At 74.4% G+C, this 22,207-nt stretch carries 19 protein-coding genes; 11 read left to right on the top strand and 8 right to left on the bottom strand.

Features of this window, described 5'->3' with window-relative positions; genetic code table 11:
• Positions 1–54: 54 nt before the first annotated feature.
• From OOK31_RS03315 to OOK31_RS03325, 3 genes are all read right to left on the bottom strand, one after another.
• Entirely contained in the window at positions 55–1,494 is a 1,440-nt protein-coding gene (locus OOK31_RS03315; RefSeq protein ID WP_267011816.1) for an aldehyde dehydrogenase family protein, read from the bottom strand.
• A 185-nt stretch (positions 1,495–1,679) separates the two neighbouring features.
• The gene (locus tag OOK31_RS03320; RefSeq protein ID WP_267010798.1) at positions 1,680–2,879 is read right to left on the bottom strand and encodes a thiolase family protein; all 1,200 of its coding nucleotides are present in this window, start codon (positions 2,877–2,879) and stop codon (positions 1,680–1,682) included.
• 623 nt (positions 2,880–3,502) lie between these two features.
• Complete coding sequence (locus OOK31_RS03325; RefSeq protein ID WP_267010799.1) at positions 3,503–4,534, bottom strand: LacI family DNA-binding transcriptional regulator; 1,032 nt, start codon at positions 4,532–4,534, stop codon at positions 3,503–3,505.
• 174 nt (positions 4,535–4,708) lie between these two features.
• On the opposite strand from OOK31_RS03325, the gene OOK31_RS03330 reads away from it, so the two are divergent.
• The 4 genes from OOK31_RS03330 to OOK31_RS03345 all read left to right on the top strand — a co-directional run bounded on the left by OOK31_RS03330 (position 4,709) and on the right by OOK31_RS03345 (position 8,810).
• On the top strand, positions 4,709–5,962 hold the full coding sequence (locus OOK31_RS03330; protein ID WP_267010800.1) for an MFS transporter: 1,254 nt from the start codon (positions 4,709–4,711) through the stop codon (positions 5,960–5,962).
• Between the two features lie 46 nt (positions 5,963–6,008).
• Positions 6,009–6,704: an alpha/beta fold hydrolase gene (locus tag OOK31_RS03335; protein ID WP_267010801.1), complete on the top strand. Its 696-nt coding sequence runs from the start codon at positions 6,009–6,011 to the stop codon at positions 6,702–6,704.
• Between the two features lie 127 nt (positions 6,705–6,831).
• Positions 6,832–8,265: an amidase gene (locus tag OOK31_RS03340; RefSeq protein WP_267011817.1), complete on the top strand. Its 1,434-nt coding sequence runs from the start codon at positions 6,832–6,834 to the stop codon at positions 8,263–8,265.
• Positions 8,266–8,345: 80 nt separating this feature from the next.
• Positions 8,346–8,810: a type II toxin-antitoxin system PemK/MazF family toxin gene (locus OOK31_RS03345; protein ID WP_267010802.1), complete on the top strand. Its 465-nt coding sequence runs from the start codon at positions 8,346–8,348 to the stop codon at positions 8,808–8,810.
• A 437-nt stretch (positions 8,811–9,247) separates the two neighbouring features.
• Here OOK31_RS03345 and OOK31_RS03350 read toward each other — a convergent pair whose 3' ends face one another.
• Positions 9,248–10,072: a TIGR02452 family protein gene (locus OOK31_RS03350; RefSeq protein ID WP_267010803.1), complete on the bottom strand. Its 825-nt coding sequence runs from the start codon at positions 10,070–10,072 to the stop codon at positions 9,248–9,250.
• A gap of 108 nt (positions 10,073–10,180) precedes the next feature.
• Between OOK31_RS03350 and egtA the strand changes: the two genes are divergently transcribed.
• From egtA to egtD, 4 genes are read left to right on the top strand one after another with little or no spacing between them, the layout of a single operon-like run.
• Complete coding sequence (gene egtA, locus OOK31_RS03355; RefSeq protein ID WP_267010804.1) at positions 10,181–11,497, top strand: ergothioneine biosynthesis glutamate--cysteine ligase EgtA; 1,317 nt, start codon at positions 10,181–10,183, stop codon at positions 11,495–11,497.
• Positions 11,494–12,828 carry an ergothioneine biosynthesis protein EgtB gene (egtB, locus tag OOK31_RS03360; protein ID WP_267010805.1) on the top strand — a complete coding sequence of 445 codons (1,335 nt, stop codon included), beginning with the start codon at positions 11,494–11,496 and terminating at the stop codon, positions 12,826–12,828. Before egtA ends, egtB begins: the two co-directional genes overlap by 4 nt.
• Positions 12,828–13,586: an ergothioneine biosynthesis protein EgtC gene (gene egtC / locus OOK31_RS03365; protein ID WP_267010806.1), complete on the top strand. Its 759-nt coding sequence runs from the start codon at positions 12,828–12,830 to the stop codon at positions 13,584–13,586. The genes egtB and egtC overlap by 1 nt, the downstream gene beginning before the upstream one ends.
• On the top strand, positions 13,583–14,557 hold the full coding sequence (egtD, locus tag OOK31_RS03370; RefSeq protein WP_267010807.1) for an L-histidine N(alpha)-methyltransferase: 975 nt from the start codon (positions 13,583–13,585) through the stop codon (positions 14,555–14,557). Before egtC ends, egtD begins: the two co-directional genes overlap by 4 nt.
• On the opposite strand, the gene OOK31_RS03375 is transcribed toward egtD, so the two are convergent.
• The 3 genes from OOK31_RS03375 to OOK31_RS03385 form a co-directional block, all read right to left on the bottom strand.
• Positions 14,440–15,414: a 1-acyl-sn-glycerol-3-phosphate acyltransferase gene (locus tag OOK31_RS03375; protein WP_267010808.1), complete on the bottom strand. Its 975-nt coding sequence runs from the start codon at positions 15,412–15,414 to the stop codon at positions 14,440–14,442. The two genes, egtD and OOK31_RS03375, sit on opposite strands and share 118 nt — an antisense overlap.
• Positions 15,411–16,235, bottom strand: coding sequence for a GNAT family N-acetyltransferase (locus OOK31_RS03380; protein WP_267010809.1), 825 nt, complete (start codon positions 16,233–16,235; stop codon positions 15,411–15,413). Before OOK31_RS03380 ends, OOK31_RS03375 begins: the two co-directional genes overlap by 4 nt.
• 157 nt (positions 16,236–16,392) lie before the next feature.
• Positions 16,393–17,649, bottom strand: a complete 1,257-nt coding sequence (locus tag OOK31_RS03385) for an extracellular solute-binding protein (RefSeq protein WP_267011818.1) — start codon at positions 17,647–17,649, stop codon at positions 16,393–16,395.
• A gap of 169 nt (positions 17,650–17,818) precedes the next feature.
• Here OOK31_RS03385 and OOK31_RS03390 point away from each other — a divergent pair, with 169 nt between their 5' ends.
• On the top strand, positions 17,819–18,034 hold the full coding sequence (locus OOK31_RS03390; protein WP_267010810.1) for a dodecin: 216 nt from the start codon (positions 17,819–17,821) through the stop codon (positions 18,032–18,034).
• 67 nt (positions 18,035–18,101) lie between these two features.
• Here OOK31_RS03390 and OOK31_RS03395 read toward each other — a convergent pair whose 3' ends face one another.
• Positions 18,102–18,599, bottom strand: a complete 498-nt coding sequence (locus OOK31_RS03395) for a hypothetical protein (protein WP_267010811.1) — start codon at positions 18,597–18,599, stop codon at positions 18,102–18,104.
• Positions 18,600–18,755: 156 nt separating this feature from the next.
• Here OOK31_RS03395 and OOK31_RS03400 point away from each other — a divergent pair, with 156 nt between their 5' ends.
• Entirely contained in the window at positions 18,756–19,787 is a 1,032-nt protein-coding gene (locus tag OOK31_RS03400; RefSeq protein WP_267010812.1) for an LLM class flavin-dependent oxidoreductase, read from the top strand.
• A gap of 10 nt (positions 19,788–19,797) precedes the next feature.
• Positions 19,798–22,206, top strand: coding sequence for an excinuclease ABC subunit UvrA (locus OOK31_RS03405; protein ID WP_267010813.1), 2,409 nt, complete (start codon positions 19,798–19,800; stop codon positions 22,204–22,206).
• Position 22,207 lies beyond the last annotated feature (1 nt).

Consider the following 22,207-nt stretch of genomic DNA (forward strand, 5'->3'; position numbering starts at 1 on the left):
TTCCTCCCGGCCCGGACGGGGTCCGGGGCGGAACGGCGGGGCGGGACGGCGGGGTCAGAAGGGGTGGCCGGGGGCGGTGGTGCGGAGCGTGGTCCAGCGCAGCTCGGTGAAGGCGTCGAGGTTCGCCTCACCGCCGAAGCGGGCACCCGTTCCGGAGACGCCGACCCCGCCGAACGGGGCCACCGCCTCGTCGTTCACCGTCTGGTCGTTGACGTGCGCGATGCCGGTCGGGATGCGCCCGGCCAGCTCCAGGCCGTGCGCCGCGTCGCGGGTGACGATGCCCAGCGACAGCCCGTACGGGCCCGCCGAGGCCAGCTCCACCGCCTCGTCCTCCGTGGTGAAGGAGCGTACGGGGGCCACCGGGCCGAAGACCTCCTCCGCGTAGGCGGGGGTGTCGTCGGCCACGCCCGCGAGCACGGTCGGCCGGTAGAAGAGGCCCTGGTGGGTGCCGCCGGCGACGAGCTTCGCGCCCTGCTCGACACTGGCCTCCACCAGCCCGTGGACCCGCTCCAGCTGGCCGCGGTCGAGCAGCGGGCCCAGGTGCACCCGCTCGCGGTGGGGGTCCCCGACGGCGAGGGCCTCGGCGCGCGCCGCGAGCCGCTCCACGTACTCGTCGTAGAGGGAGGCGTGCACGAGGTGGCGTCCGGCGGTCATGCAGATCTGGCCCTGGTGGAAGAAGGAGCCCCAGGAGGCCTGGGCGACGGCGGCCTCGACATCGGCGTCGGCGAGGACGACGAGGGCGGAGTTCCCGCCCAGCTCCAGGTGGGCGCGCTTGAGGTGACGGCCCGCCAGCTCGCCGACGGTCCGGCCGGCGGCGGTGGAGCCGGTGAAGGACACCACCCGCACGCGCGGGTCGGTGACCACGGCCGCCCCGGTCCCCGCCCCGCCGGGCAGGACGTGCAGCAGCCCGGCCGGCAGCCCGGCGGCGGCGAACACGGCGGCCAGCGCGAGGCCCCCGCAGACGGCCGTGCGGTGGTCCGGCTTGAGCAGTACGGCGTTGCCGAGGGCGAGCGCGGGCGCGACGGAGCGGATGGACAGGATCAGCGGGGCGTTGAAGGGCGCGACGACCCCGACCACGCCGGCCGGGACACGGCGGGTGAAGGACAGCCGGGGCGCCTCGCTCGCCAGCACCTGCCCGGCCGGACGGGAGGCCAGGGCCGCGGCCTCGTAGCACTCCTGGGCGGCGACGTGCAGCTCGAAGTCGGCCTTGCCGGGGATGGAACCCGACTCCCGGACCAGCCACTCGCGCAGCTCATCGGCATGGGCGGAGAACAGGTCGCCGGCGCGGCGCAGCACGGCCGCCCGCTCCAGGTGGGTGGCGTGCGCCCAGTCGCGCTGCGCCGCCTGGGCCCGTACCGCGGCCTCCGCGACGTCGGCGGGCGAGGCGAGGTCGAGGGTGGCGAGGGTACGGCCGGTGGCGGGTTCGACGACCGGGGCCGTGCCGCCGGTGAGGGTGGGTCCGTCCTGCCAGAGCGTCGGGTCGAGGAGCGGCATGGCGCGGGGCCTCCGGATGGGGATCGGCGGGGCGGGGGGCGGCAGCACGCGCCATCGTGCCATGCCGTCGGCACCACTTCTGTTCAGTTATTGGGCAGTTGACGGGGTGGGGTGACCTGAAATGATCGACTGGGCCTGGGTGTGGTGGAGTTCGGTGGTGGACCGTCGGGGCCGGCCGCGAGTACTCAGCGCTCCAGGACCAGGGCGATGCCCTGGCCCACGCCGATGCACAGCGCCGCCATGCCGGTGCCGGAGCCCGCCGCCGCCAGCTGGTGGGCCACCGAGCCGGCCAGCCGGGCGCCCGAGGCGCCGAGGGGGTGGCCGATGGCGATGGCGCCGCCGCGCGGGTTGACCACCGCCGGGTCCAGCTCGGGCCAGGCTGCGAGACAGCCCAACGCCTGGGCGGCGAAGGCCTCGTTGAGCTCGAAGGCCGCCAGGTCGGACAGGCTCCGGCCGGCCTTGGTCAGGGCCCGCTGCACGGCGTCGACCGGGCCGAGGCCGAAGAGCTGCGGCTCGATGCCGGTGACGGCGGAGGCGCTGATGCGGGCCAGCGGCTCGCGGCCGGTCTCCGCGAGGCCCGCCTCGTCGGTGAGCAGCAGGGCGGCGGCCCCGTCGTTGAGCGGGGAGGCGTTGGCGGCCGTGACCGTGCCCGTGCCGTCGGTGCGGAAGGCGGGCTTGAGGCGGGCCAGGGACTCGGGGGTGGAGCCCTCCCGGATGCACTCGTCCCGTACCAGGTCCACACCGGCGTACGGGACGACCTCGTCGTCGTACAGGCCCGAGGCCCATGCGGCGGCGGCCTTGCGGTGGCTCTCCAGGGCGAAGGCGTCCTGGGCCTCGCGGGTGATGCCGTGCTTGTCGGCGACGAGCTCGGCTCCCTCGCCGAGCGAGCCGGTCCACTCGGCGGGCATGCGGGGGTTGGTCATCCGCCAGCCGAGGGTGGTGGACCACATCTGCTGGTGCGCGGCGGGGAAGGCACGCTCGGGCTTCTGCATCACCCAGGGGGCGCGGGTCATCGACTCGACGCCGCCGGCGATGGCGACGGAGGCGTCACCGAGGGCGATGGCGCGGGCCGCCTGGATGACCGCTTCGAGGCCGGATCCGCAGAGGCGGTTGACGGTCACACCGGGGACGCTGACGGGGAGTCCGGCCAGCAGCACCGCCATGCGGGCCACGTCGCGGTTGTCCTCGCCCGCGCCGTTGGCGTCACCGAAGACGACATCGTCGATCCGGGCCGGATCGAGGGCGGGCGTACGGTCCACCAGGGCGCGCACCACGTGGGCGGCGAGGTCGTCCGGCCGGACCCCCGCGAAGGCCCCGCCGAACTTGCCGATCGGGGTGCGGACGGCGTCGACGACGTACACGTCGCGGACGGTGCGGATGCTCATGGCGGCTCTCCTGGGCGGATCCGTACGGGCGGCGCCGCGCCGGTGCCGGTGTGGGCACGGCGACACGCCGCCGGACGCGTCCGGTGGGGCGCGCGCCCGCAGTCTCCGCCTCGGCGTCACCCTCTGTCAACGGGGGCCTGGGCCCTGGCCGGGCGGGGGTCGGGGGTGGCCGGGGTCGGGGACGGGGTGGGGTGCCGTCCGGGATAGGCATGATTTATGGCGCCCGATCCGAAGCTCCGTCGGTGTGGCGGTACCGCGCGCCAACAAATCACGTTTTACATCCCGGACGACACCCCACCCCGTCCCCGACCCCTCACGTCTCCGACCCGGTCCAGGTCCCTTTCCCGGCTACGCCGGCAAAATCCAGCCCCGCCGGCGTTTGAGGCGCGGGGGTCCGGGGGCTGGCCCCCGGCAACGTACCCGCACGCGAACGGCTACGCCGCCTCATCCAGCCCCTCCGGCGTTTGAGGAGCGGGGGTCCGGGGGCTGGTCCCCGGGAACGGAGCCGCGGACGAAGGGCTACGCCGCCCCATCCAGCCTCGCCGGCGTTTGAGGCGCGGGGTCTGGGGCGGAGCCACAGGGAACGGTGGAAGGGCGGGTCGGGGACTGCCCCGCAGGGAGGCTCAGGTCGACTCCCGGGGGACGGCCGTCGCCGTCAGGAGGTCGTGGCGGTGGGTGACCTCCGAGGGTTCCCGCACGGCCCGGTCCACCAGCGCAGCCAGACGGTCCCCGCTCGGCATCTCGATCCGCACCGTGCTCAGCCGCGGCCGCAGCAGCCGGCCGATGAGGAGGTCGTCGGCGCCGATGACGGCCACGTCCTCCGGGATCCGCAGCCCGGCATCCTGGAGGGCCCGCATCAGCAGCATCGCGTACTCGTCGTTGTAGGCGAAGACCGCGTCCAGGCCCAGCGAGGGCCACCGCGCGGCCAGGGCAGTGGCCGACTCCTCCGTGTAGGCCATGGGCAGGGCCTCGACCTCGGCTCCTGCTGCGGAGCGGGCTCCCTCCAGGCGGGGGGCCGAGAACAGGTCCAGGCCCTCTTCCCGGGGTACGACGACGCCGATCCGGCGCCGGCCCCGGGCGACGAGGTGCGCGGCGGCCCGGGCGCCGACCTCCGTCTGGTCCATCACCAGCGCGTGCGCGCCCGGTACGCCGACCGGCCCCAGCGTTATCACCGCCCGCGCGCCGGCCCGCTTGAGGGTGGCGACGTTGTGCGGGGACAGGGTGATCTCCCCCAGCGAGATCACCGCGACGGGCCGCAGCTCCGCCCAGGCGCGGGCGGCCTCGTCCCCGCTGAGGCCGAGGCTGCCGTACTGGACGACCGTGTAGTCGAGGCGGCGCAGGGCCCACTGGAGTTCGTTGAGGAAGTTGCTGTAGAGCGGGCCGACCGGGACGTGGGAGGTGGGCAGGAGCACGATCCGGGTGTGCCCGGCGCGCAGGCTGCGGGCGGCGGCGTGCGGGACGTAGCCCAGTTCCTCGGCGGCCTCGCGCACCTTGCGGCGCGTGGGTTCGCTGATGCGTACGGCCTCGGCGTTGTTCAGGACGTACGAGACCGTCGCGCGCGAGACGCCCGCCAGGCGGGCCACGTCGGCGCTGGTCGGGACGGGTGCGGACGCCGGAGGGGTGGGCGGGGTCGGCGATTTCGATGAGTGAGACATTGCCGTGGCATCTTTCCAGACCGGGTGCGACCGGGGGCTAGCGGATGGCCGGAAACGAATGCTACACAGTGGTTACACGATTCATTGACACGTGTCACCCCCCTCGCCGCCAGGTGGCTCCCGCGTGTCCCGCGTGCCCGCCACCCACCCGAAATCGCTGCCCAGGAGGGCACCGTGGCCCTTTCCTCCCCCGGCACCGGCAAAGCCGCCGCCGCCCCCGGCACGACCACCTCCCCCGCTCCCGCCCGTGGTCTGCTCCCCCTGCTGCTCGTCGGCAACAGCGCCATGTACGCCCTCTACGTCGGGGTCGCCGGAATCCTGCTCGCGCTCCAGGTCGAGCAGGTGGACCCGGCGCACAAGGTCGCCAACTTCGGCCTGATCGCGGGGGTCTCCGCGATCTTCGCGACGGTCTTCAACCCGGTCGCCGGCGCCCTGTCCGACCGCAGCGGACGGCGCAATCCGTGGATCCTCGGCGGCGGGCTCGCCGCGGTGCCGGCGATGCTCCTGCTCGGCCTCGCCGACACGATCCTGCTGATCACCATCGCCTGGTGTCTGGGCCAGGCCGTCATGAACGTCTACCAGGCCGCCCTGACCTCCGTGGTCCCCGACCGGGTGCCGGTGACCGCCCGCGGCAGGGCCTCGGCCGCCGTCGGCCTCGGCCTGCCGTTCGGCTCGATCCTCGGCGCGCTGACCGGCGCCGCCTTCTCGGAGGACTTCCGCACCGGCTACCTCGTCTTCGGCGCGATCACGGCCGGCGCCGCGGTGCTGTTCACCGCCTGCACCCGCGAGCCGCGCCTGCCGGCCCGCCAGCCGCTGCCCTTCAAGGTCCAACTGGCGGCCTTCGGCGGCGCCTTGAGGGACCACGACTTCCGCTGGGCCTTCATCGGGCGGGCCCTGCTCGTCCTCGGGTACTTCGCGGTGAGCGGCTACCAGCTGTACATCCTCCAGGACCACACCGAGCTGCCGGACGGGATGAAGCCGGAGTCGGCGGTCGCGGTGCTGATGCCGCTGACGAGCGTGGCGATGGTCGTCTCCACCGTCCTGGGCGGCTACCTCTCCGACCGGTTCGACCGGCGCAAGCTGTTCGTCGGCGCCTCCGCGCTACTGTCGGCGATCGCGCTCGTCATCCCCGCCGTCTCGGCGAGCTGGACGGCGATGCTGGCCTTCTCCGTGGTCAACGGGCTCGCCTTCGGCTGCTACATGGCCGTCGACACCGCGCTCGTCACGATGGTCCTGCCCGCCGCCGAGGACGCCGCCCGCGACATGGGCGTACTGAACATCGCGAACGCCGGACCGCAGATCGTGGCGCCCTTCATCGCCTCGGTCGTGGTGTCCGTGAGCGGCGGCTACACCGCACTGTTCGTGGTCGCCGCCGCGCTGGCCGTGGCGGGCGCGCTGGCGGTGCGCCCGATCCGTGGGGTCCGCTGACCCTGCTGCGTCTACCGTTTTGACCTCTTAACAGAAAGGCATCACCGTGCAGTTGAACACGCAGACCTGGGGCGAGGGCGACCGCCTCGCCCTCCTGGTCCACGGCATCATGGCCGACCACCGCACCTGGCGCCGGGTCGGACCGGCCCTGGCCGACCGCGGCTACCGGGTGCTCGCCGTGGACCTGCGCGGCCACGGCGCCAGCGGGCGCGGCGAGTACAGCCCGGCGCTGTACGCCGACGACCTGGTCGAGACGCTGCCGGCCGGTGCCGAGCTGGCCGTCGGGCACTCGCTCGGCGGGTTGACCCTGTCGCTCGCGGTGGACCGGCTGAAGCCCGCGCGGGCCGTCTTCTCCGACCCGGCCTGGCACCTGGCCAGTTCCGTGGAGGGCTTCGGGCCCGAGATGTTCGCCCAGTTCAAGAGCGCGGGCAAGGAGCAGGTGCGGGCGATGAACCCGCGCTGGGAGGAGGTGGACGTGGACATCGAGCTGGCGACGCTGGCCCTCTGGGACGAGGCCACCGCACTGGGCCTCGCCCCGCTCTTCGGCCAGGACCTGCTGCCCGCCGCGCCCGTGGTGCCGTCGCTGGTGCAGCTCGCCGACCCCAGCCTCCTGATCTCCCCGGAGCGGGCGGCGCTGCTGCGGGAGCGCGGCTTCGAGGTGCGTTCGGTCGCCGGGGCCGGACACACCATCCACCGGGACGACTTCGACGGGTTCATGGCCTCCCTGGAGGGCTGGATCTGACCCGGAGCAGCGGGACGGCGCCGGATCTAGTCACCCGCGACCCTTCCCCCTTACCGTCGGAGCTACCGATGGGTAAGGGGGAGGTCCGGTGTCCGGTTCTTCGAATGCGCTGGGTTCGTCGGGGGCGTTGGCGCCGTCCGCCGCGCGGGAGTTGTCCGGGTTGCGGGAGATGGCCGCCGCCCTCGCCGAAGGACGGGTCGGGGCGCGAGAGTTGACGGAACGTTCCCTGGAGCGGATCGCGGCCTCGCAGCCCTCGCTCAACGCCTTCCGGATCGTCCGCGCCGAGGCCGCGCTGGCCGAGGCGGACGCGGCGGACCGGCGGCTCGCTTCCGGTGAGCGGCTGCCGCTGCTGGGCGTACCGCTCGCCGTCAAGGACGACATGGACGTGGCCGGGGAGCCGACCGCCTTCGGCTGCGCGGGCGCCTTCCCGCCGAAGGCCGCCGACGGCGAGGCCGTACGCCGGCTGCGTGCGGCGGGCGCGGTGATCGTGGGCAAGACCCAGACCCCGGAACTGGGCCAGTGGCCCGTCACCGAGGGGCATGCCTTCGGCGAGACCCGCAACCCCTGGAACCCGGCCCACACGCCCGGCGGTTCCTCCGGCGGCTCGGCGGCCGCCGTCGCCGCGGGACTGGTGCCGGCGGCGCTCGGCTCGGACGGGGCGGGCTCGGTGCGGATCCCCGCGGCCTGGACCCATCTGGTCGGGGTCAAGCCCCAGCGCGGCCGCATCTCCACCTGGCCGGAGCCCGAGGCCTTCCACGGCCTGACGGTCAACGGCGTCCTGGCCCGTACGGTCGCCGACGCGGCCCTCCTGCTGGACGCGGCGAGCGGCCCGGACCCGGGTGACGTGCACCGTCCGGCCCGGATCTCGGCGGTCGAGGCCGTACGGCGCGACCCGGGCCGGCTGCGGATCGCGCTCTCGTACCGGACGGCCTTCACCGGCACCCCCAAGTCGCTTGACCCCGTGGTCCGTTCGGCGGTGGAGGAGCTGGCCGGGCGGCTGGAGGGGCTGGGCCACGAGGTGGTCCCGGAGGACCCGCGCTACGGGGCCATCGGCCTGACCTTCGCACCCCGTGCGACCGCGGGCGTACGGGAGTTGGCCGGGCGGGTCCCGGACCCGTCGCTGCTCGACCCCCGGACGCACGAGACGGTGCGCGCGGGCCGGCTGCTGGGCGGGGCGGCGCTGCGGGTCTCCCGCCGGGCCGAGGCGGCGTTGCGGCGCCGGGTCGGGGAGATCTTCGACCGCTTCGACGTGGTGCTGACGCCGACGACGGCCACCCCGCCGCTGCGGATCGGTGCCCTGTCGGGCCTGGGGGCGATGGCCACGGACCGGGCGATGATAGCGGCCTGCCCGTACGCCTGGACGTGGAACGTCCTCGGCTGGCCGGGCGTCAACGTCCCCGCGGGCTTCACTCCCGAGGGTCTGCCGCTGGGCGCCCAACTGCTGGGCCCCGCCCACTCGGAACCCCGGCTGCTGTCCCTGGCCGCACAGCTGGAGTCGGCGCAGGACTGGGCGGCGCACTGGCCGCCGGGGGCGCCGGGCGCCGGCGGCGGCTCGGTGTGAGGTGCGCGGCCCTCCTTCCTCCGGCCGGCCGGGGCCGGTGATCCGGCGCGGGGTGCCCGTCAGCCACTACCCTCGCCCGAATGACGGCACTTTCGCATCACGGCAACAGTCACGTCGAGCAGCCCGGCCGGGACGGTGGTACCGCCACCACCGAGGCCGATCCGCACGCCATCGGGCCGGTGCGCACCGAGTACGCGCCCGACAAGGACGGGGATCCCGACCCCGGCGAGATCGTCTGGACCTGGGTCCCCTTTGAAGAGAACGACGGCCGGGGCAAGGACCGGCCGGTGCTGGTGGTCGCGCGGGAGGCGGGCGGGAGCATGCTGCTCGCCGTCCAGTTGTCCAGCAAGCGGCACGACGCCGACCGGGAGTGGGTGGCGATCGGGTCCGGCCCGTGGGACGCGGCGGGCCGGGAGTCCTGGGTGGACCTGGACCGGGTGCTGCGGGTCCACGAGTCGGGCATGCGGCGCGAGGCGTGCGCGCTCGACCGCGGCCGCTTCCAGCTGGTCGTCGACCGCCTCCGGGAGCGCTACGGCTGGCAGTAGCCCGCCCGGGCTAGGGCCTGTCGTCAAACTCGCGTCGTCGCCCGGAGGGCGGCGGGAGTCTGACGACAGGCCTTAGGGCCCGGCGCGCCGCTGGAGCGGGCGTGGCGGGCGACGAGGGTCATCCTGGTCACGCGTTCCTCGCGGGGCGGGCGGCCGGACTCGAGCATGGTGCGCAGCAGCCGGGCGCTGTGCGCGGGGGCGGGCCTCAGGAACCAGGCGGCGGAGGCCGCCAGCACGCCGGGGGGTGAGTGTCAGCCGGGTCCGCCGCTCGTGCGGGACCGGCCAGCCGTCGAGCCGGGCGATGCACCCCGGACGAGTTCGCGGCCGGCCGCACTGCGGTAGATCGAATCCACGGGGCGAGTACCGCCCGGCCGGGCCCGCAGGGCGGTACGCGGGCCCCCCGGCGACACCGGGCCGCGTGGGTCCGTAGCGGCCGGCTACGCCGGGAAGGCGCGTTCGAAGGCTTCGCGGGGGCCCGGGTCGCGGTCGAGGACGGCGAAGACCACGCGGTCGAAGACGCCCGCGAAGCGGCCCGTGAGGTGGGTCCGGAAGGCTTCGGCGACCTGGGCCGGGTCGTTCCGGAAGACCCCGCACCCCCAGGCCCCCAGGACCAGCCCCCGGTATCCGTGCAGCGCGGCCACCTCCAGGACCCGTTCGGCCCGCCGGGTCAGGGCGGCGGGGATTTCGTGGGCGCGTTCGGGCTCCTGGCGGCGGACGGTCCCGGCGTTCGGGGCCGGGGAGGTGAGGAATCCGGCCCGGAAGGGGGTCTCGAGGAGGTCGCCCCGGTCGTCGCGGAAGACGGGCACCCCGGGCGAGTGAATCACCCGGTCGGTGTAGAAGGTGCTCCGGCCCGCGCGGTGGACCTCGTAGTACTCGGGGGCCTCCAGGAGGGTTTCGTAGAGGGCGGAGGCGCGGCACAGCGCTTCCTCCTGGGCCTTGGCCCCGCGGACGTAGCCGCCCCCGGGATTGCGGGCCGAGGCGAAGTTCAGGACGGCGGTCCGGGCACCCGGCGCCGACTCTCCGACGAGGCGACGGGCCGCGACCGTGCTGCTCTCCCCCGTGACCTCGACGGCCGTCGGACCGCCCCCACCGAGCGGCTGCTCGTCTGGAATGACCCGGTTCGGCCCATATATTCTGGTTCCGGCCTTGGCTTCCGCCAGGTCGGCGGCGAGCGGGATCCGCCGTCCCGAACGCGTCCGGTACTCCCCGGCCGCCAGGATCAGCGCGTTGTCCCGCGCGATTTCACGCAATCTGCTGCTCACACGGCAATCCTCCGGCGCAGCCGCCGGGGGCGGCAAAGGAATTTGTGCGCCGAGGACGGGTAGGCACGGGTGACATCACGGCCGACAACAGGAGACGAGGACCCGGTCATGCCCGAGGACTCACCCGCTCCACTCACCGACAACCGCGAACGGACCCCGCTGAGCGAAGCGGCCGCCGAGGACCTGGTCCACGGCATCTGTTTCAAGACCGGCCCGCCCCGGCTGGTCGGCGCCGAGCTGGAGTGGCTGGTGCTGGACGCCGAGCGGCCCTGGCTGCCGCTGCCGCCCGAGCGGCTGTCCGCCGCCCACGAGGCGGCCCGCGCCCTGTCGCTGCACTCCCGCCTCACCGTCGAACCGGGGGGCCAGCTGGAGCTCAGCTCCGCCCCCGCCGCCTCCCTGACCGGGTGCGTGGACGGCCTCCAGGCCGATCTCACCGCCGTCAGGGGCGCCCTGCTCGGCCAGGGCCTCGTCCTGCGGGGCCTGGGCCTGGATCCGCGCCGGCCCTTGCGCCGGCTGCTGGACAGTCCCCGCTACGGGGCGATGGAGACCTACTTCGACCGCACCGGCCCGGCCGGCCGCGCCATGATGCGTTCCTCCGCCTCCGTGCAGGTCTGCGTGGACGCGGGCCAGGAGGAGCCGGGCCCGCTCGGCCACGGCCGCCGCTGGCGGATGGCGCACCTGCTGGGCGCGGTACTGGTGGCCGTCTTCGCCAATTCCCCCGCGCACGAGGGCCCGTACCGGGGCTGGCGGTGTGCGCGGCAGGGCATCTGGGACGACATCGACGCCCGGCGGGCGCTGGCACCGCCGCTGGAGGCCGAACCCCGCGCGGCGTGGACCCGGCACGCGCTGGACACCGAAGTGATGTGCGTACGGTCCGACGGCGACGGGCCCTGGGCGGTGCCGCGCGGGCTCACCTTCCGCGACTGGCTGCGCACCGGCGCCGCGGTCGTCGGCCGCGCCCCGACCGCCGCCGACCTGGACTACCACCTCACCACCCTCTTCCCGCCGGTCCGACCGCGCGGCCACCTGGAACTGCGCATGATCGACGCGCAGCCGGGCGAGGACGGCTGGATGGTCCCGGCGGCCGTGGTGCACGCGCTGTTCGACGACCCGGAGGCCGCCGAGACCGCCTACCGGGCGGTGAAGGCCCTCGCGGACGCCCACGGCGCCCGGCCCGCCCCCCGCAACCCGCTGTGGAGGTCCGCCGCGCGCGCCGGGCTGGCCGATCCGGACCTGCGCGGCGCCGCCCTCGCGTGTTTCGCGGCGGCCGCCGAGGCGCTGCCCCGGCTCGGGGCGAGCCCGCCCGTCCTGGACGCGGTCGGCGACTTCGCCGAGCGCTACGTACGGCGCGGCCGATGTCCGGCCGACGACACCGCGGAACACGAGCTCGGACGGCAGTCCGTCGGGAAGGGGCAGCACGCGTGACCACCGAGACCCACCCCCAGACCCACCCCGGGACCGACCCCGAGCGGCTGCGCGAGCGGGCCGTCGCCGCGCTGACGGCCGCCCGCGCCCGCACCGCCGCGCTGACCGATCCCGTGAGCGACCGGGACCTCACCGCGCAGCACTCGCCCCTGATGTCCCCGCTCGTCTGGGACCTGGCGCACATCGGGAACATGGAGGAGCTCTGGCTGCTGCGCCGTGTGGCCGGCCGCCCGTCGATGCACCCGGAGATCGATCCGCTCTACGACGCCTTCGAGCACCCGCGTGCCGAGCGGCCGAAGCTGCCCCTGCTGGGCCCGGAGGCGGCCCGCCGGTACACGGCCGAGGTCCGCGGGCGCGTCTTCGACCTGCTGGAGCGCACTCCGCTGGAGGGTACGGCGCTGCTCGACCAGGGCTATGTATTCGGCATGATCGCCCAGCACGAACAGCAGCACGACGAAACGATGCTGATCACCCATCAGCTGCGCCACGGCGGGCCGGTCCTGACCGCCCCGGACCCGGGCCCCGCGCAGGGTCCGCCGCCGGAGGCGGCCGAAGTCCTGGTCCCGGCGGGTCCGTTCACGATGGGCACCTCCACCGAGCCCTGGGCGCTGGACAACGAACGGCCCGCCCACGTCCGGGACCTCGCCGCCTTCTGGATCGACACGGCTCCGGTGACGAACGCCGCCTACCAGGCCTTCATGGCGGACGGCGGCTACCACGACCCCCGCTGGTGGGCGGCCGAGGGCTGGGAGCAGATCCGTACGCACGGGATCGAGGCCCCGCTGTTCTGGCACCGCGAGGCCAGGCAGTGGCTGCGCCGCCGGTTCGGGGTGATCGAGCCGGTACCCGGCGAAGAATCGGTTCTGCACGTCAGCTGGTACGAGGCCGACGCCTACGCCCGCTGGGCCGGACGCAGGCTGCCCACCGAGGCGGAGTGGGAGAAGGCCGCCCGCCACGACCCGGCCACCGGCCGCTCCCGCCGCTACCCCTGGGGCGACGCCGACCCGACCCCGGCGCACGCCAACCTGGGCCAGCGCCACCTGCGCCCGTCCCCGGCGGGCGGCTACCCGGCCGGAGCCTCCCCGCTCGGGGTGCGCCAGCTGATCGGCGACGTCTGGGAGTGGACCTCCTCGGACTTCCTGCCGTACCCGGGCTTCCGCGCCTTCCCGTACGAGGAGTACTCGCAGGTGTTCTTCGGGCCCGAGCACAAGGTGCTGCGCGGCGGCTCCTTCGCGGTGGACCCGGTGGCCTGCCGGGGCACGTTCCGCAACTGGGACCTGCCGGTGCGGCGGCAGATCTTCTCCGGCTTCCGCACCGCGAGGAGCCTCTGATGTGCCGCCACCTCGCCTACCTGGGCCCGCCCGTGCCCCTGGGACGGCTGCTGAGCGAGCCGGAGCACTCCCTCGTACACCAGTCCTGGCAGCCGCGCCGCCAGCGCCACGGCACGGTCAACGCGGACGGCTTCGGCGTGGGCTGGTACGCCGACGGCGACCCGGTCCCGGCCCGCTACCGGCGGGACCGGCCCCTGTGGGGGGACCCCGCCTTCGCGGACCTGGCCCGCGTGGTGCGCAGCGGGGCCGTACTGGCCGCCGTACGCGACGCCACCTTCGCGGGCTCCGACGGGGAGGCGGCCGCGGCTCCGTTCGCCTCGGGTCCCTGGCTGTTCAGCCACAACGGCGCCCTGCGGGACTGGCCCGACTCGATGGCGGCGCTCGCCGCCGGGCTGCCCGCCCTGGACCTGCTCCAGCTGGCCGCGCGCACCGACTCGGCGCTGCTGTGGGCGCTGGCCCTGCACCGGCTGCACCAGGGCGACGACCTGGGCACGGCCCTGGCCGAGACGGTCCGGGAGGCGGCCACCGCCTCGCCGGGCTCCCGGCTGAACCTGCTGCTGACGGACGGCGCCGCCATCGCCGCCACGGCCTGGGGCGATTCGCTGTGGTACCTGTCCGACCCCGGCGCTGGCCGGGTGGTCGTGGCCTCGGAGCCGCACGACGACGACCCCCTCTGGTGCGAGGTCCCCGACCGGACCCTGCTGACCGCCACCCGCACGCGGGTCGCCCTGACCCCCCTCAAGGAGATCTCCCCGTGAGCGACTTCCAGTTGACCCGGACCCTCGACGAGCACGCCGCCGAGTCGGCGCTGCGCGCGGACGTCCTGAGCGGGCTGACCCGCTTCCCCAAGGAGCTGCCGCCCAAGTGGTTCTACGACGCCCGGGGCAGTGAACTCTTCGAGGAGATCACCCGGTTGCCCGAGTACTACCCGACGCGCGCCGAGCGGGAGATCCTGCTGGCGCGGGCCCAGGAGATCGCGTCGGCCAGCGGCGCGCGCACCCTGGTGGAGCTGGGTTCCGGCTCCTCGGAGAAGACCCGGCACCTGATCGAGGCCATGCCGGCGCTGGAGACGTACGTCCCGGTGGACGTCAGCGAGAGCGCGCTGACGGGGGCCGGCCAGGCGCTGCTGGCGGCGCACCCGGGGCTGGGGGTGCACGCCCTGCTGGCCGACTTCACGAAGCCGCTGCACCTGCCCGGGACCCGGGGGCCGCGGCTGGTGGTGTTCCTGGGCGGCACGATCGGCAACCTGCTGCCGCCGGAGCGCGCCGCGTTCCTGGCGTCCGTACGGGCGATGCTGTCGCCCGGGGACGCGCTGCTGATGGGGACGGACCTGGTGAAGGACGAGGCCGAGCTGGTGGCGGCGTACGACGACGCCCGGGGGGTGACGGCGGAGTTCAACAAGAACGTGCTCTCGGTGATCGACCGGGAGCTGGGCGCGGACTTCCACACCGCCGACTTCGCCCACGTGGCGGTGTGGAACCGGGAGCACGAGTGGATCGAGATGCGGCTGCGCGCCGTGTCCGCGGTGACGGTCAAGATCCGGGCGCTGGATCTGGTGGTGCCGTTCGAGGCGGGCGAGGAGATCCTCACGGAGGTGTCGGCGAAGTTCCGTCAGGAGGGCGTCCGGAAGGAACTGGCCGATGCCGGGCTGGAGTTGACCCAGTGGTGGACGGACTCCGAGGGCCGCTTCGCACTCTCCCTGTCGGTGGCGGACGGGGTCTCCTCCTGACCGGGTGAGCCGACGGCGTGGCGCCGCTGCTGTACGGGTACGCCCGGCAGCGGCGCCACGCGCTCCGCCCCGCCGAGTACGGCCTCGCGCGCGGCGGCGGCCAGCTCCCGCCGGTCGGGGTGGCGGCCGGGCGGGATCCTGGGCAGCAGCCACACCTCGGCCCGCACCCCGCGCGAGCGGGCGATCCGCCACAGCGAGGCCGTCAGCGGGTCGTCCCCGACGAAGGCGGGCGCCCCCGCGAGCTCCCCGTCCGCGAGCCGGTAGGCGATCCGTACGGGCTGTACGGGTACCCGCGCGTCCAGCGCCGACTGGAACGCGGCCCGCCGGAAGACCCCCTGGGCGCGGCCGCACCAGGTGGAGCCCTCGGGGAAGACGGTGACCCGGTCCCCGGCCCGCAGCGCCCCGGTGAGGGCCTCGACCGTGCGGGGCAGGGCCCGGATCCGGTCGCGTTCGATGAACAGGGTCCCCGCCTGGGCGGCGAGCCGGCCGAGCACCGGCCAGGCGCCGACCTCGCTCTTGGCCAGCATCCTGCAGGGCAGGGCGGCGGCGACGAGCGGGATGTCCAGCCAGGAGATGTGGTTCGCGACGATCAGCCGGCCCCCGTCCGGGCCGGGGGCGCCGTACACGGTGACCCGTACCCCCAGGGCCCCGACGAGCGCCACCGCCCACCCCCGGACCAGGGCGTGCCGGGGGCGTACGGGGAGCAGCCGTACCGGTGCGGCGGCCGCGACGGCGAGCACCATCAGGGCGAGGGCGGTCGCCAGCCTGAGCACGGCGCGCGGGACGCTCGCGGCCCTGCCCGGGTGGCCGGCGCAGGCCTCGGGGGTACAGGGCGCGGTGGGCAGCCAGACGCTCATGCGCCCGGGGTGAGCGAGAGGAAGTGGTTCAGGTAGCGCGGATTGGTCCGGCGCAGGGAGAGCAGCACGTACAGGTCGGCGCAGCCGAACTCGGCGTCGAGGGCCGGCTCCCCGCACACCCATGCGCCCAGGCGCAGGTAGCCGCGCAGCAGCGGGGGCAGCTCCATCCGGCCGGGGACGGTGATGCCCTCGGGGTTCCAGGGCTGGTGCGGGGTGACGCGGTACTCCTGCGGGGCGAGGTTGCGGGCCAGGACGGTCTCGCGGGTGGCGGCGGCCAGCACCCCGCCGTCGGCGAGCGGTATCGAGCAGCACCCGGCGAGCCAGTTGTGGCCGGAGCGGTCCATGTAGCGGGCGAGGCCGGCCCAGATCAGGGCGATGACGGCGCCGTTGCGGTGGTCGGGGTGCACGCAGGAGCGGCCGACCTCGACCAGGTCGGGGCGGATCGGGGCCAGGGCGGAGAGGTCGAACTCGCCCTCGGAGTAGAGGCGTCCGGCGACGGCGGCGCGCTCGGGGGGCAGCAGCCGGTAGGTGCCGACGACCTGGCCGCTCTCCTCGTCGAGGACCAGCAGGTGGTCGCAGTAGGCGTCGAAGGCGTCCGAGTCGAGGCCCGGCTCGGGGCCGTCGAGGCGGGCGCCGAGCTCTCCGGCGAAGACCTGGTGGCGCAGGCGCTGGGCGGCGCGGACCTCGTCCTCGTCGCGGGCCAGCCGGACGGCGTAGCGGGGGGTGCCGCCCGGGCTGGTGGCGGGGGTGACGGAAGGGGCCGGGGCGGCGGAGGGGGCGGGGGGTGCGAGGGGGGACGGGGACAGGGGGGCGATGGTCATGGCTGCTCCTGATCCGGGCACGGGGAGCCGGGCCGCAGGTGGCGGGCCCGGCTCCTTTACTTCTTCCGTGACCGGCTGGATTCGACATGACCGCTCAGCGGCACCTGGATGTGCGGCGGCTGAACTCAGCGCTCAGCGCGTCCGTGACCCGTCCGGGTCAACGGTCCGAGCTGAGGACCTTGCTCACCGTGTCCGATGCGGCCTTCGCGGCCTGGCGGGGGTCCTGGCCGCCGAGCACGGCGGTCATGAAGGGCTTGATCGGGTTCTTGGCCTCGACCTCGGCCCAGCGCGCGGACTTGGGGGTGGCCCGCCCTTGGGCTGCGCCGAGGGCCATCGCGGTGGCGCCGTCGTTGCCCTCGACCACGTGCGCGAGGGTGGTCTTGTTGGGGACGTAGCTCATCGTGCGGGCGAGTTCGGTCTGCCACTTCTCGCTGACCAGGGCGGTGATCACGGCCACGGCCTGGCGGCGGTTCTTCGTCTTCTCCGGGATGATCAGGTCGGAGCCGCCGGTGAGGACGGCGCCGGGCTTGTCGGCGGCCTTGCCGGGGATCGGGAAGTAGCCGAGCTTGCCCTTGAGCGCCGGGTTGGCCGCCTCGATCTCGGCGACCTGGCCGGGCGTGGCGATGATCTGGGCGACCTGGCCGCGCGCGAAGACCCCGGACTGCGGGGGCGTCTCCTCGTCGGCGTCCTTGGGGCCGTCGCCGAGCGCCTGGAGCTGCTTGTAGAACTCCATCCCGGCGAGCGCCTTCTCGTCGTCGAGGGCGCCGACCCACTGGCCGCTGGTCTCGACGGCGAGCTCGCCGCCCTCGTCCCAGACGAAGCCGGCGAGGACGTACCAGTTCTGGCCGGGGAGGTAGATGCCCTGCTGGTCGCCCTTGTCGAGCTTCTGGGTGGCGGAGATCCACTCCTGGCGGGTCCTGGGCTCGGTCTTGATCCCGGCGTTCGCGAAGAGGTCCTTGTTGTAGATCACCACCCGGTTGGCCGCGTACCAGGGGACTCCGTACTGGGCGCCGTTGACGCTGCCGGGGTCGGAGAGGCCTCGCAGCCAGTCCTTGCTGCCCCATTCGCGCAGGCCTTCGAGGGTGAGCTCGGAGAGGCCGCCGGTCTCCACGTACTGGGCGACCTGGGTGTTGCCGACCTCGATGACGTCGGCGCCGTCCTTGCCGGTCCCGGCGAGGACGGCGTTGACCTTGTCGCCGATGCCCTTCCACTCCTGGATCTTCACGTCGAGGTCGACGCCGGGGTGCTGCTTCTCGAAATCGGCGGTGAACTTCGCGATGAAGTCGTCGGAGGCGCTGCCCTTCATCAGCCAGAGGGTGACCTTCTCGGAACCGCCGCCGGAACCGGCCAGCTGCCCGCAACCGGTCAGGGCGGTCGCAGCCGCGAGGGCCGTGCACACGGCGAGGAAGCGCATCTTCACGAGGGTCACCTTCTGGGGATGGATCTCAGATGGCTTGAAATTGGCATAGACCAATGGGCGGGTCAAGGCCCTTTCACCCGGGATTGTTCACGCAAAGTTCGCGGACCGACTCTTACTGGGGCACCTTGGAACAAGGCAACAGCGACGACTGGCGGGAGACCCCATGTCCAACCACACCTACCGGGTGACCGAGATCGTCGGCACCTCCCACGAGGGCATCGATCAGGCCATCCGCAACGGCATCACGCGCGCGGGCCAGACCTTGCGCAACCTGGACTGGTTCGAGGTCACGCAGGTGCGCGGGCACATCGAGAACGGGCAGGTCGCGCACTACCAGGTCGGCCTGAAGGTGGGCTTCCGCCTCGACGGCGAGGAATGACGCGGGGACTCCCCCTCAACGGGCGGCCGGGCGGACTGCCGGGCGGCGGGCAGCCGGGAGCGGCCGCTCAGGTGCGGCCCTCGCCCTCCTGGGCGTCCTTGAGCTCCGGGGCGTCCGCCGCCCAGTCCGCCAGGACCACCCTGAAGCCGGCGGCGCGCGCGGCCTGGCAGACGAGTTCGTCGTCGTCGACGAGCATCCGCACCTCGCGGCCCCGGGCGATCCGCTTGAGCACGTCCAGCTTGGTCAGCCGGGCCGGACGCCGGTCCTGGTCGCCGCGCATCCAGACCCGCCCCTCGGGCAGCCCGTGCCGGGTCAGCCAGTCGGCGGTGTCGGCCCGGCAGCGCTCCGGGCGGCCCGTCAGGTACACCACCTCGCAGTCGGCCGCGCTCTCCACCGCCAGCGCCACACCGCGCGCGAGCGGCGGATCGGCGGGCGCGGCGCCGAAGAAGCCCTCCCAGTCGCGGGGGCGGCCCTCCAGGAAGTGCTGCCGGTGGCCCGTGTCGGCCAGGGTGTTGTCGATGTCGAAGACGGCCAGCGGACGGCGTGCGGATGCGCTCTCGGTCATGGCCGCAGCCTACGACCGCACCCCCCGCCCGGACCGGGCGGGCCGGGTCCGCACACCGGTGGAGGGCCGGCGGAGGACGGCTCGTGTCACGGTCGGGCGGGCCCCGACCGGGCCGTGGGCCGGGAATCCTCACCGCCGTCATGCGTTGAGACGGGTGTGATCCGAAGAATCTCGATACTCGACCGGTCCCGCACCCGCGAGGGGCACACGGCCCCGCAAGCCCTGCGCGACACCGTGGAGCTGGCCCGCGCCGCCGAGGACCTCGGCTACCACCGCTTCTGGGTGTCGGAGCACCACAGCGTGCCCGGGGTGGCGGGTTCCGCCCCCACCGTGCTGGCCGCCGCCGTGGCCGGCGCCACCCGGCGGATCCGGGTGGGCACGGGCGGGGTGATGCTGCCCAACCACCAGCCGCTGGTCGTCGCCGAGCAGTTCGGGGTGCTGGAGGCGCTGTTCCCCGGCCGGATCGACATGGGGCTCGGCCGCTCCGTCGGCTTCACCAACGGCATCCGCCGCGCCCTGGGCCGCGACACCGAGGACGCCGACCGCTTCGAGGAGCAGCTGACCGAGCTGCTGGGCTGGATCGACGGCACCCAGTCGGTACACCCCGAGGTGCACGCCCGCCCCGCCGAGGGGCTGCGGATCCCGCCGTTCGTCCTGGCCACGGGCGAGGGTGCGCGGATCGCGGCCCGTGCCGGGCTGCCCATGGTGGTGGGTGACCTGCGGACGCGCGCGAAGGTCGCCGAGGTCGTCGAGACGTACCGCAAGGAGTTCAGGCCCTCCGCCTGGGGTCTGGAACCGTACGTGGTGGTCTCCGGGACGGTGACGGTCGCCGCGACCGAGGAGGCCGCGCGGCGGATCCTGGTCCCGGAGGCCTGGTCCCTCGCGTACTCCCAGAGCCGGGGCAGCTTCCCTCCCCTGCGCCCGGCCGAGGAGGTCGAGGCCCTGGAGATGACCCCGAAGGAGCGGGAGCGGTACGGGAGCGCCCTCGCCGGGCACATCGCCGGGACCGAGGAGCAGGTGGCGGCGGAGCTGGCCCGGGTCGAGGAGGCCACCGGCGCCGACGAGCTGCTGGTCACCACCTCCACGTACGACCGGACGGCCCTGCTGGACACCTTCACCCGGCTGGCCCGGGTCGCGGGGCTCTCGGAGCTCCCGCAGGGGCCCGCCGCCCCTCCGTCAGGGCCCTAAACTGGGGCGAATGCACCAGTCCACCGATCTGCCGCCCACCCTCCCGCCGGACGCCCCCGACCCCTGGGTACGGGTCAGGGGCGCCCGGGAGCACAATCTGCGCGGGGTCGACGTGGACATCCCGCGCGGCACGCTGACCGTCTTCACCGGGGTGTCCGGCTCCGGGAAGAGCTCGCTGGCCTTCGGCACGCTCTACGCCGAGGCCCAGCGCCGGTACTTCGAGTCCGTGGCCCCGTACGCCCGGCGGCTGATCCACCAGATCGGCGCCCCGAAGGTGGACTCGGTGACCGGGCTGCCCCCGGCCGTCTCCCTGGAGCAGCGCCGCTCCTCCCCCGGGTCCCGTTCTTCGGTCGGTACGGTCACCCTCCTCTCCAACTCCCTGCGGATGCTGTTCTCGCGCGCCGGCAGCTACCCGCCCGGCGCCCCGCGCCTGGACTCCGACGCCTTCTCCCCCAACACCGCCGCCGGCGCCTGCCCTTCCTGCCACGGGCTCGGCCGCGTCCACCGCACCAGCGAGGAACTCCTCGTACCCGACCCGGACCTGTCGATCCGTCAAGGTGCGATCGCCGCCTGGCCCGGAGCCTGGCAGGGCAAGAACCTGCGGGACGTCCTGGAGGTGCTCGGCCACGACGTGGACCGGCCCTGGCGGGAGCTGCCGCCCGGGGACCGTGAGTGGATCCTGTTCACCGAGGAGCAGCCGGTGGTCACCGTGCACCCGGTGCGCGAGGCCGACCGGATCCAACGCCCCTACCAGGGCACGTACATGAGCGCCCACCGCTATGTGATGCGAACCTTCTCCGACACCAAGAGCGCCACCCTGCGGGCGCGCGCCGAGAAGTTCCTCACCGATGCCCCGTGCCCGCTCTGCGAGGGCCGGCGGCTGCGGCCCGAGGCCCTCGCGGTGACGTTCGCGGGCCGCACGATCGCCGAGCTGGCGGCGCTGGCGCTGACCGAGCTGGACGGGCTCCTCACCGCCGCCCCCGCGGCCGGGGAGGCCGCGCGGGTCCTCGTCGAGGACCTGCGGGGGCGGATCGCGCCCGTCACCGAACTGGGCCTCGGCTACCTGAGCCTGGACCGGACCGCGCCGACCCTGTCGGCCGGGGAGCTCCAGCGGCTGCGGCTGGCCACACAGCTGCGGTCGGGGCTGTTCGGGGTGGTGTACGTGCTGGACGAGCCGTCGGCGGGGCTGCATCCGGCCGACACGCAGGCGCTGCTCGGCGTACTGGAGCGGCTCAAGGCGTCGGGGAACACGGTGTTCGTGGTGGAGCACCATCTGGACGTGGTGCGGCGCGCCGACTGGCTGGTGGACGTCGGACCGCTGGCCGGGGAGCACGGCGGCCGGGTGCTGTACAGCGGGCCGCCGCGGGAACTGGCGGGGGTCGCGGAGTCGGCGACGGCCCGGCACCTGTTCGCGGACCCGGCCCCGGCGGCGGCCCGTACGGTCCGCACCCCGACCGGGACCGTACGCCTGACGGGCGTCGACCGGCACAACCTCCGCGACGTGAGCGCCGAGTTCCCGCTCGGGGTGTTCACGGCGGTCACCGGGGTGTCCGGGTCGGGGAAGTCGACGCTGGTGGGCCAGGTGCTGGCGGAGGAGGTCGGCGAGCGGCTGGCCTCGCCGGACTTCCCGGTACGGCGGCTGGTGGAGGTGGACCAGAAGCCGATCGGGCGCACGCCGCGCTCCAACCTGGCCACGTACACGGGGCTGTTCGACGTCGTCCGCAAACTGTTCACGGCGGAGCCGCAGGCGCGGGCGCGGGGCTGGAAGGCGGGCCGGTTCTCCTTCAACGTGCAGGGCGGCCGCTGCGAGACCTGCCAGGGCGAGGGCTTCGTCTCCGTGGAGCTGCTCTTCCTGCCGAGTACGTACGCCCCGTGCCCGCAGTGCGCGGGCGCCCGGTACAACGCCGAGACCCTGGAGGTCCGCCACGGCGGGCTGACCATCGCGGAGGTCCTCGACCTCACGGTCGAGGCCGCGTCGTCGTTCTTCGCGGAGGTACCGGCTGCGGCGCGCAGCCTGCGGGCGCTGGAGGAGATCGGGCTGGGGTACCTGAGGCTGGGTCAGCCCGCGACGGAACTGTCGGGCGGCGAGGCGCAGCGCATCAAACTGGCGACGGAACTCCAGCGGCTGCGCCGCGACCACACCCTGTACCTGCTGGACGAGCCGACGACCGGGCTGCACCCGGCCGATGTGCGGGTGCTGCTGCGCCAGTTGCACGGTCTGGTGGACGCGGGGCATTCGGTGGTGGTCGTGGAGCACGACATGGAGGTGGTGGCGAGCGCGGACTGGGTCCTGGACCTGGGCCCGGGCGGCGGCACGGCCGGCGGCCGCATCGTGGCCGCGGGCCCGCCCTCGGAGGTCTGCGCCTCCCCCGAGAGCCGCACGGCCCCCTACCTGGCGCGCGCCCTGGGCCTCGTCTAGA

The sequence above is a fragment of the Streptomyces sp. NBC_00249 genome (assembly GCF_026342355.1).
Lineage (GTDB): Bacteria > Actinomycetota > Actinomycetes > Streptomycetales > Streptomycetaceae > Streptomyces.

What these genes read in the sequence shown, in the direction of transcription:
- egtC (WP_267010806.1), top strand. Translation starts at nt 12,828, where the DNA reads ATGTGCCGCCACCTCGCCTACCTGGGCCCGCCCGTGCCCCTGGGACGG.
- OOK31_RS03390 (WP_267010810.1), top strand. Translation starts at nt 17,819, where the DNA reads ATGTCCAACCACACCTACCGGGTGACCGAGATCGTCGGCACCTCCCAC.
- OOK31_RS03325 (WP_267010799.1), bottom strand. Translation starts at nt 4,534, where the DNA reads ATGTCTCACTCATCGAAATCGCCGACCCCGCCCACCCCTCCGGCGTCC.
- OOK31_RS03380 (WP_267010809.1), bottom strand. Translation starts at nt 16,235, where the DNA reads ATGACCATCGCCCCCCTGTCCCCGTCCCCCCTCGCACCCCCCGCCCCC.
- egtA (WP_267010804.1), top strand. Translation starts at nt 10,181, where the DNA reads ATGCCCGAGGACTCACCCGCTCCACTCACCGACAACCGCGAACGGACC.
- OOK31_RS03345 (WP_267010802.1), top strand. Translation starts at nt 8,346, where the DNA reads ATGACGGCACTTTCGCATCACGGCAACAGTCACGTCGAGCAGCCCGGC.
- OOK31_RS03395 (WP_267010811.1), bottom strand. Translation starts at nt 18,599, where the DNA reads ATGACCGAGAGCGCATCCGCACGCCGTCCGCTGGCCGTCTTCGACATC.
- OOK31_RS03375 (WP_267010808.1), bottom strand. Translation starts at nt 15,414, where the DNA reads ATGAGCGTCTGGCTGCCCACCGCGCCCTGTACCCCCGAGGCCTGCGCC.
- OOK31_RS03405 (WP_267010813.1), top strand. Translation starts at nt 19,798, where the DNA reads ATGCACCAGTCCACCGATCTGCCGCCCACCCTCCCGCCGGACGCCCCC.
- OOK31_RS03320 (WP_267010798.1), bottom strand. Translation starts at nt 2,879, where the DNA reads ATGAGCATCCGCACCGTCCGCGACGTGTACGTCGTCGACGCCGTCCGC.
- OOK31_RS03315 (WP_267011816.1), bottom strand. Translation starts at nt 1,494, where the DNA reads ATGCCGCTCCTCGACCCGACGCTCTGGCAGGACGGACCCACCCTCACC.
- OOK31_RS03385 (WP_267011818.1), bottom strand. Translation starts at nt 17,649, where the DNA reads ATGCGCTTCCTCGCCGTGTGCACGGCCCTCGCGGCTGCGACCGCCCTG.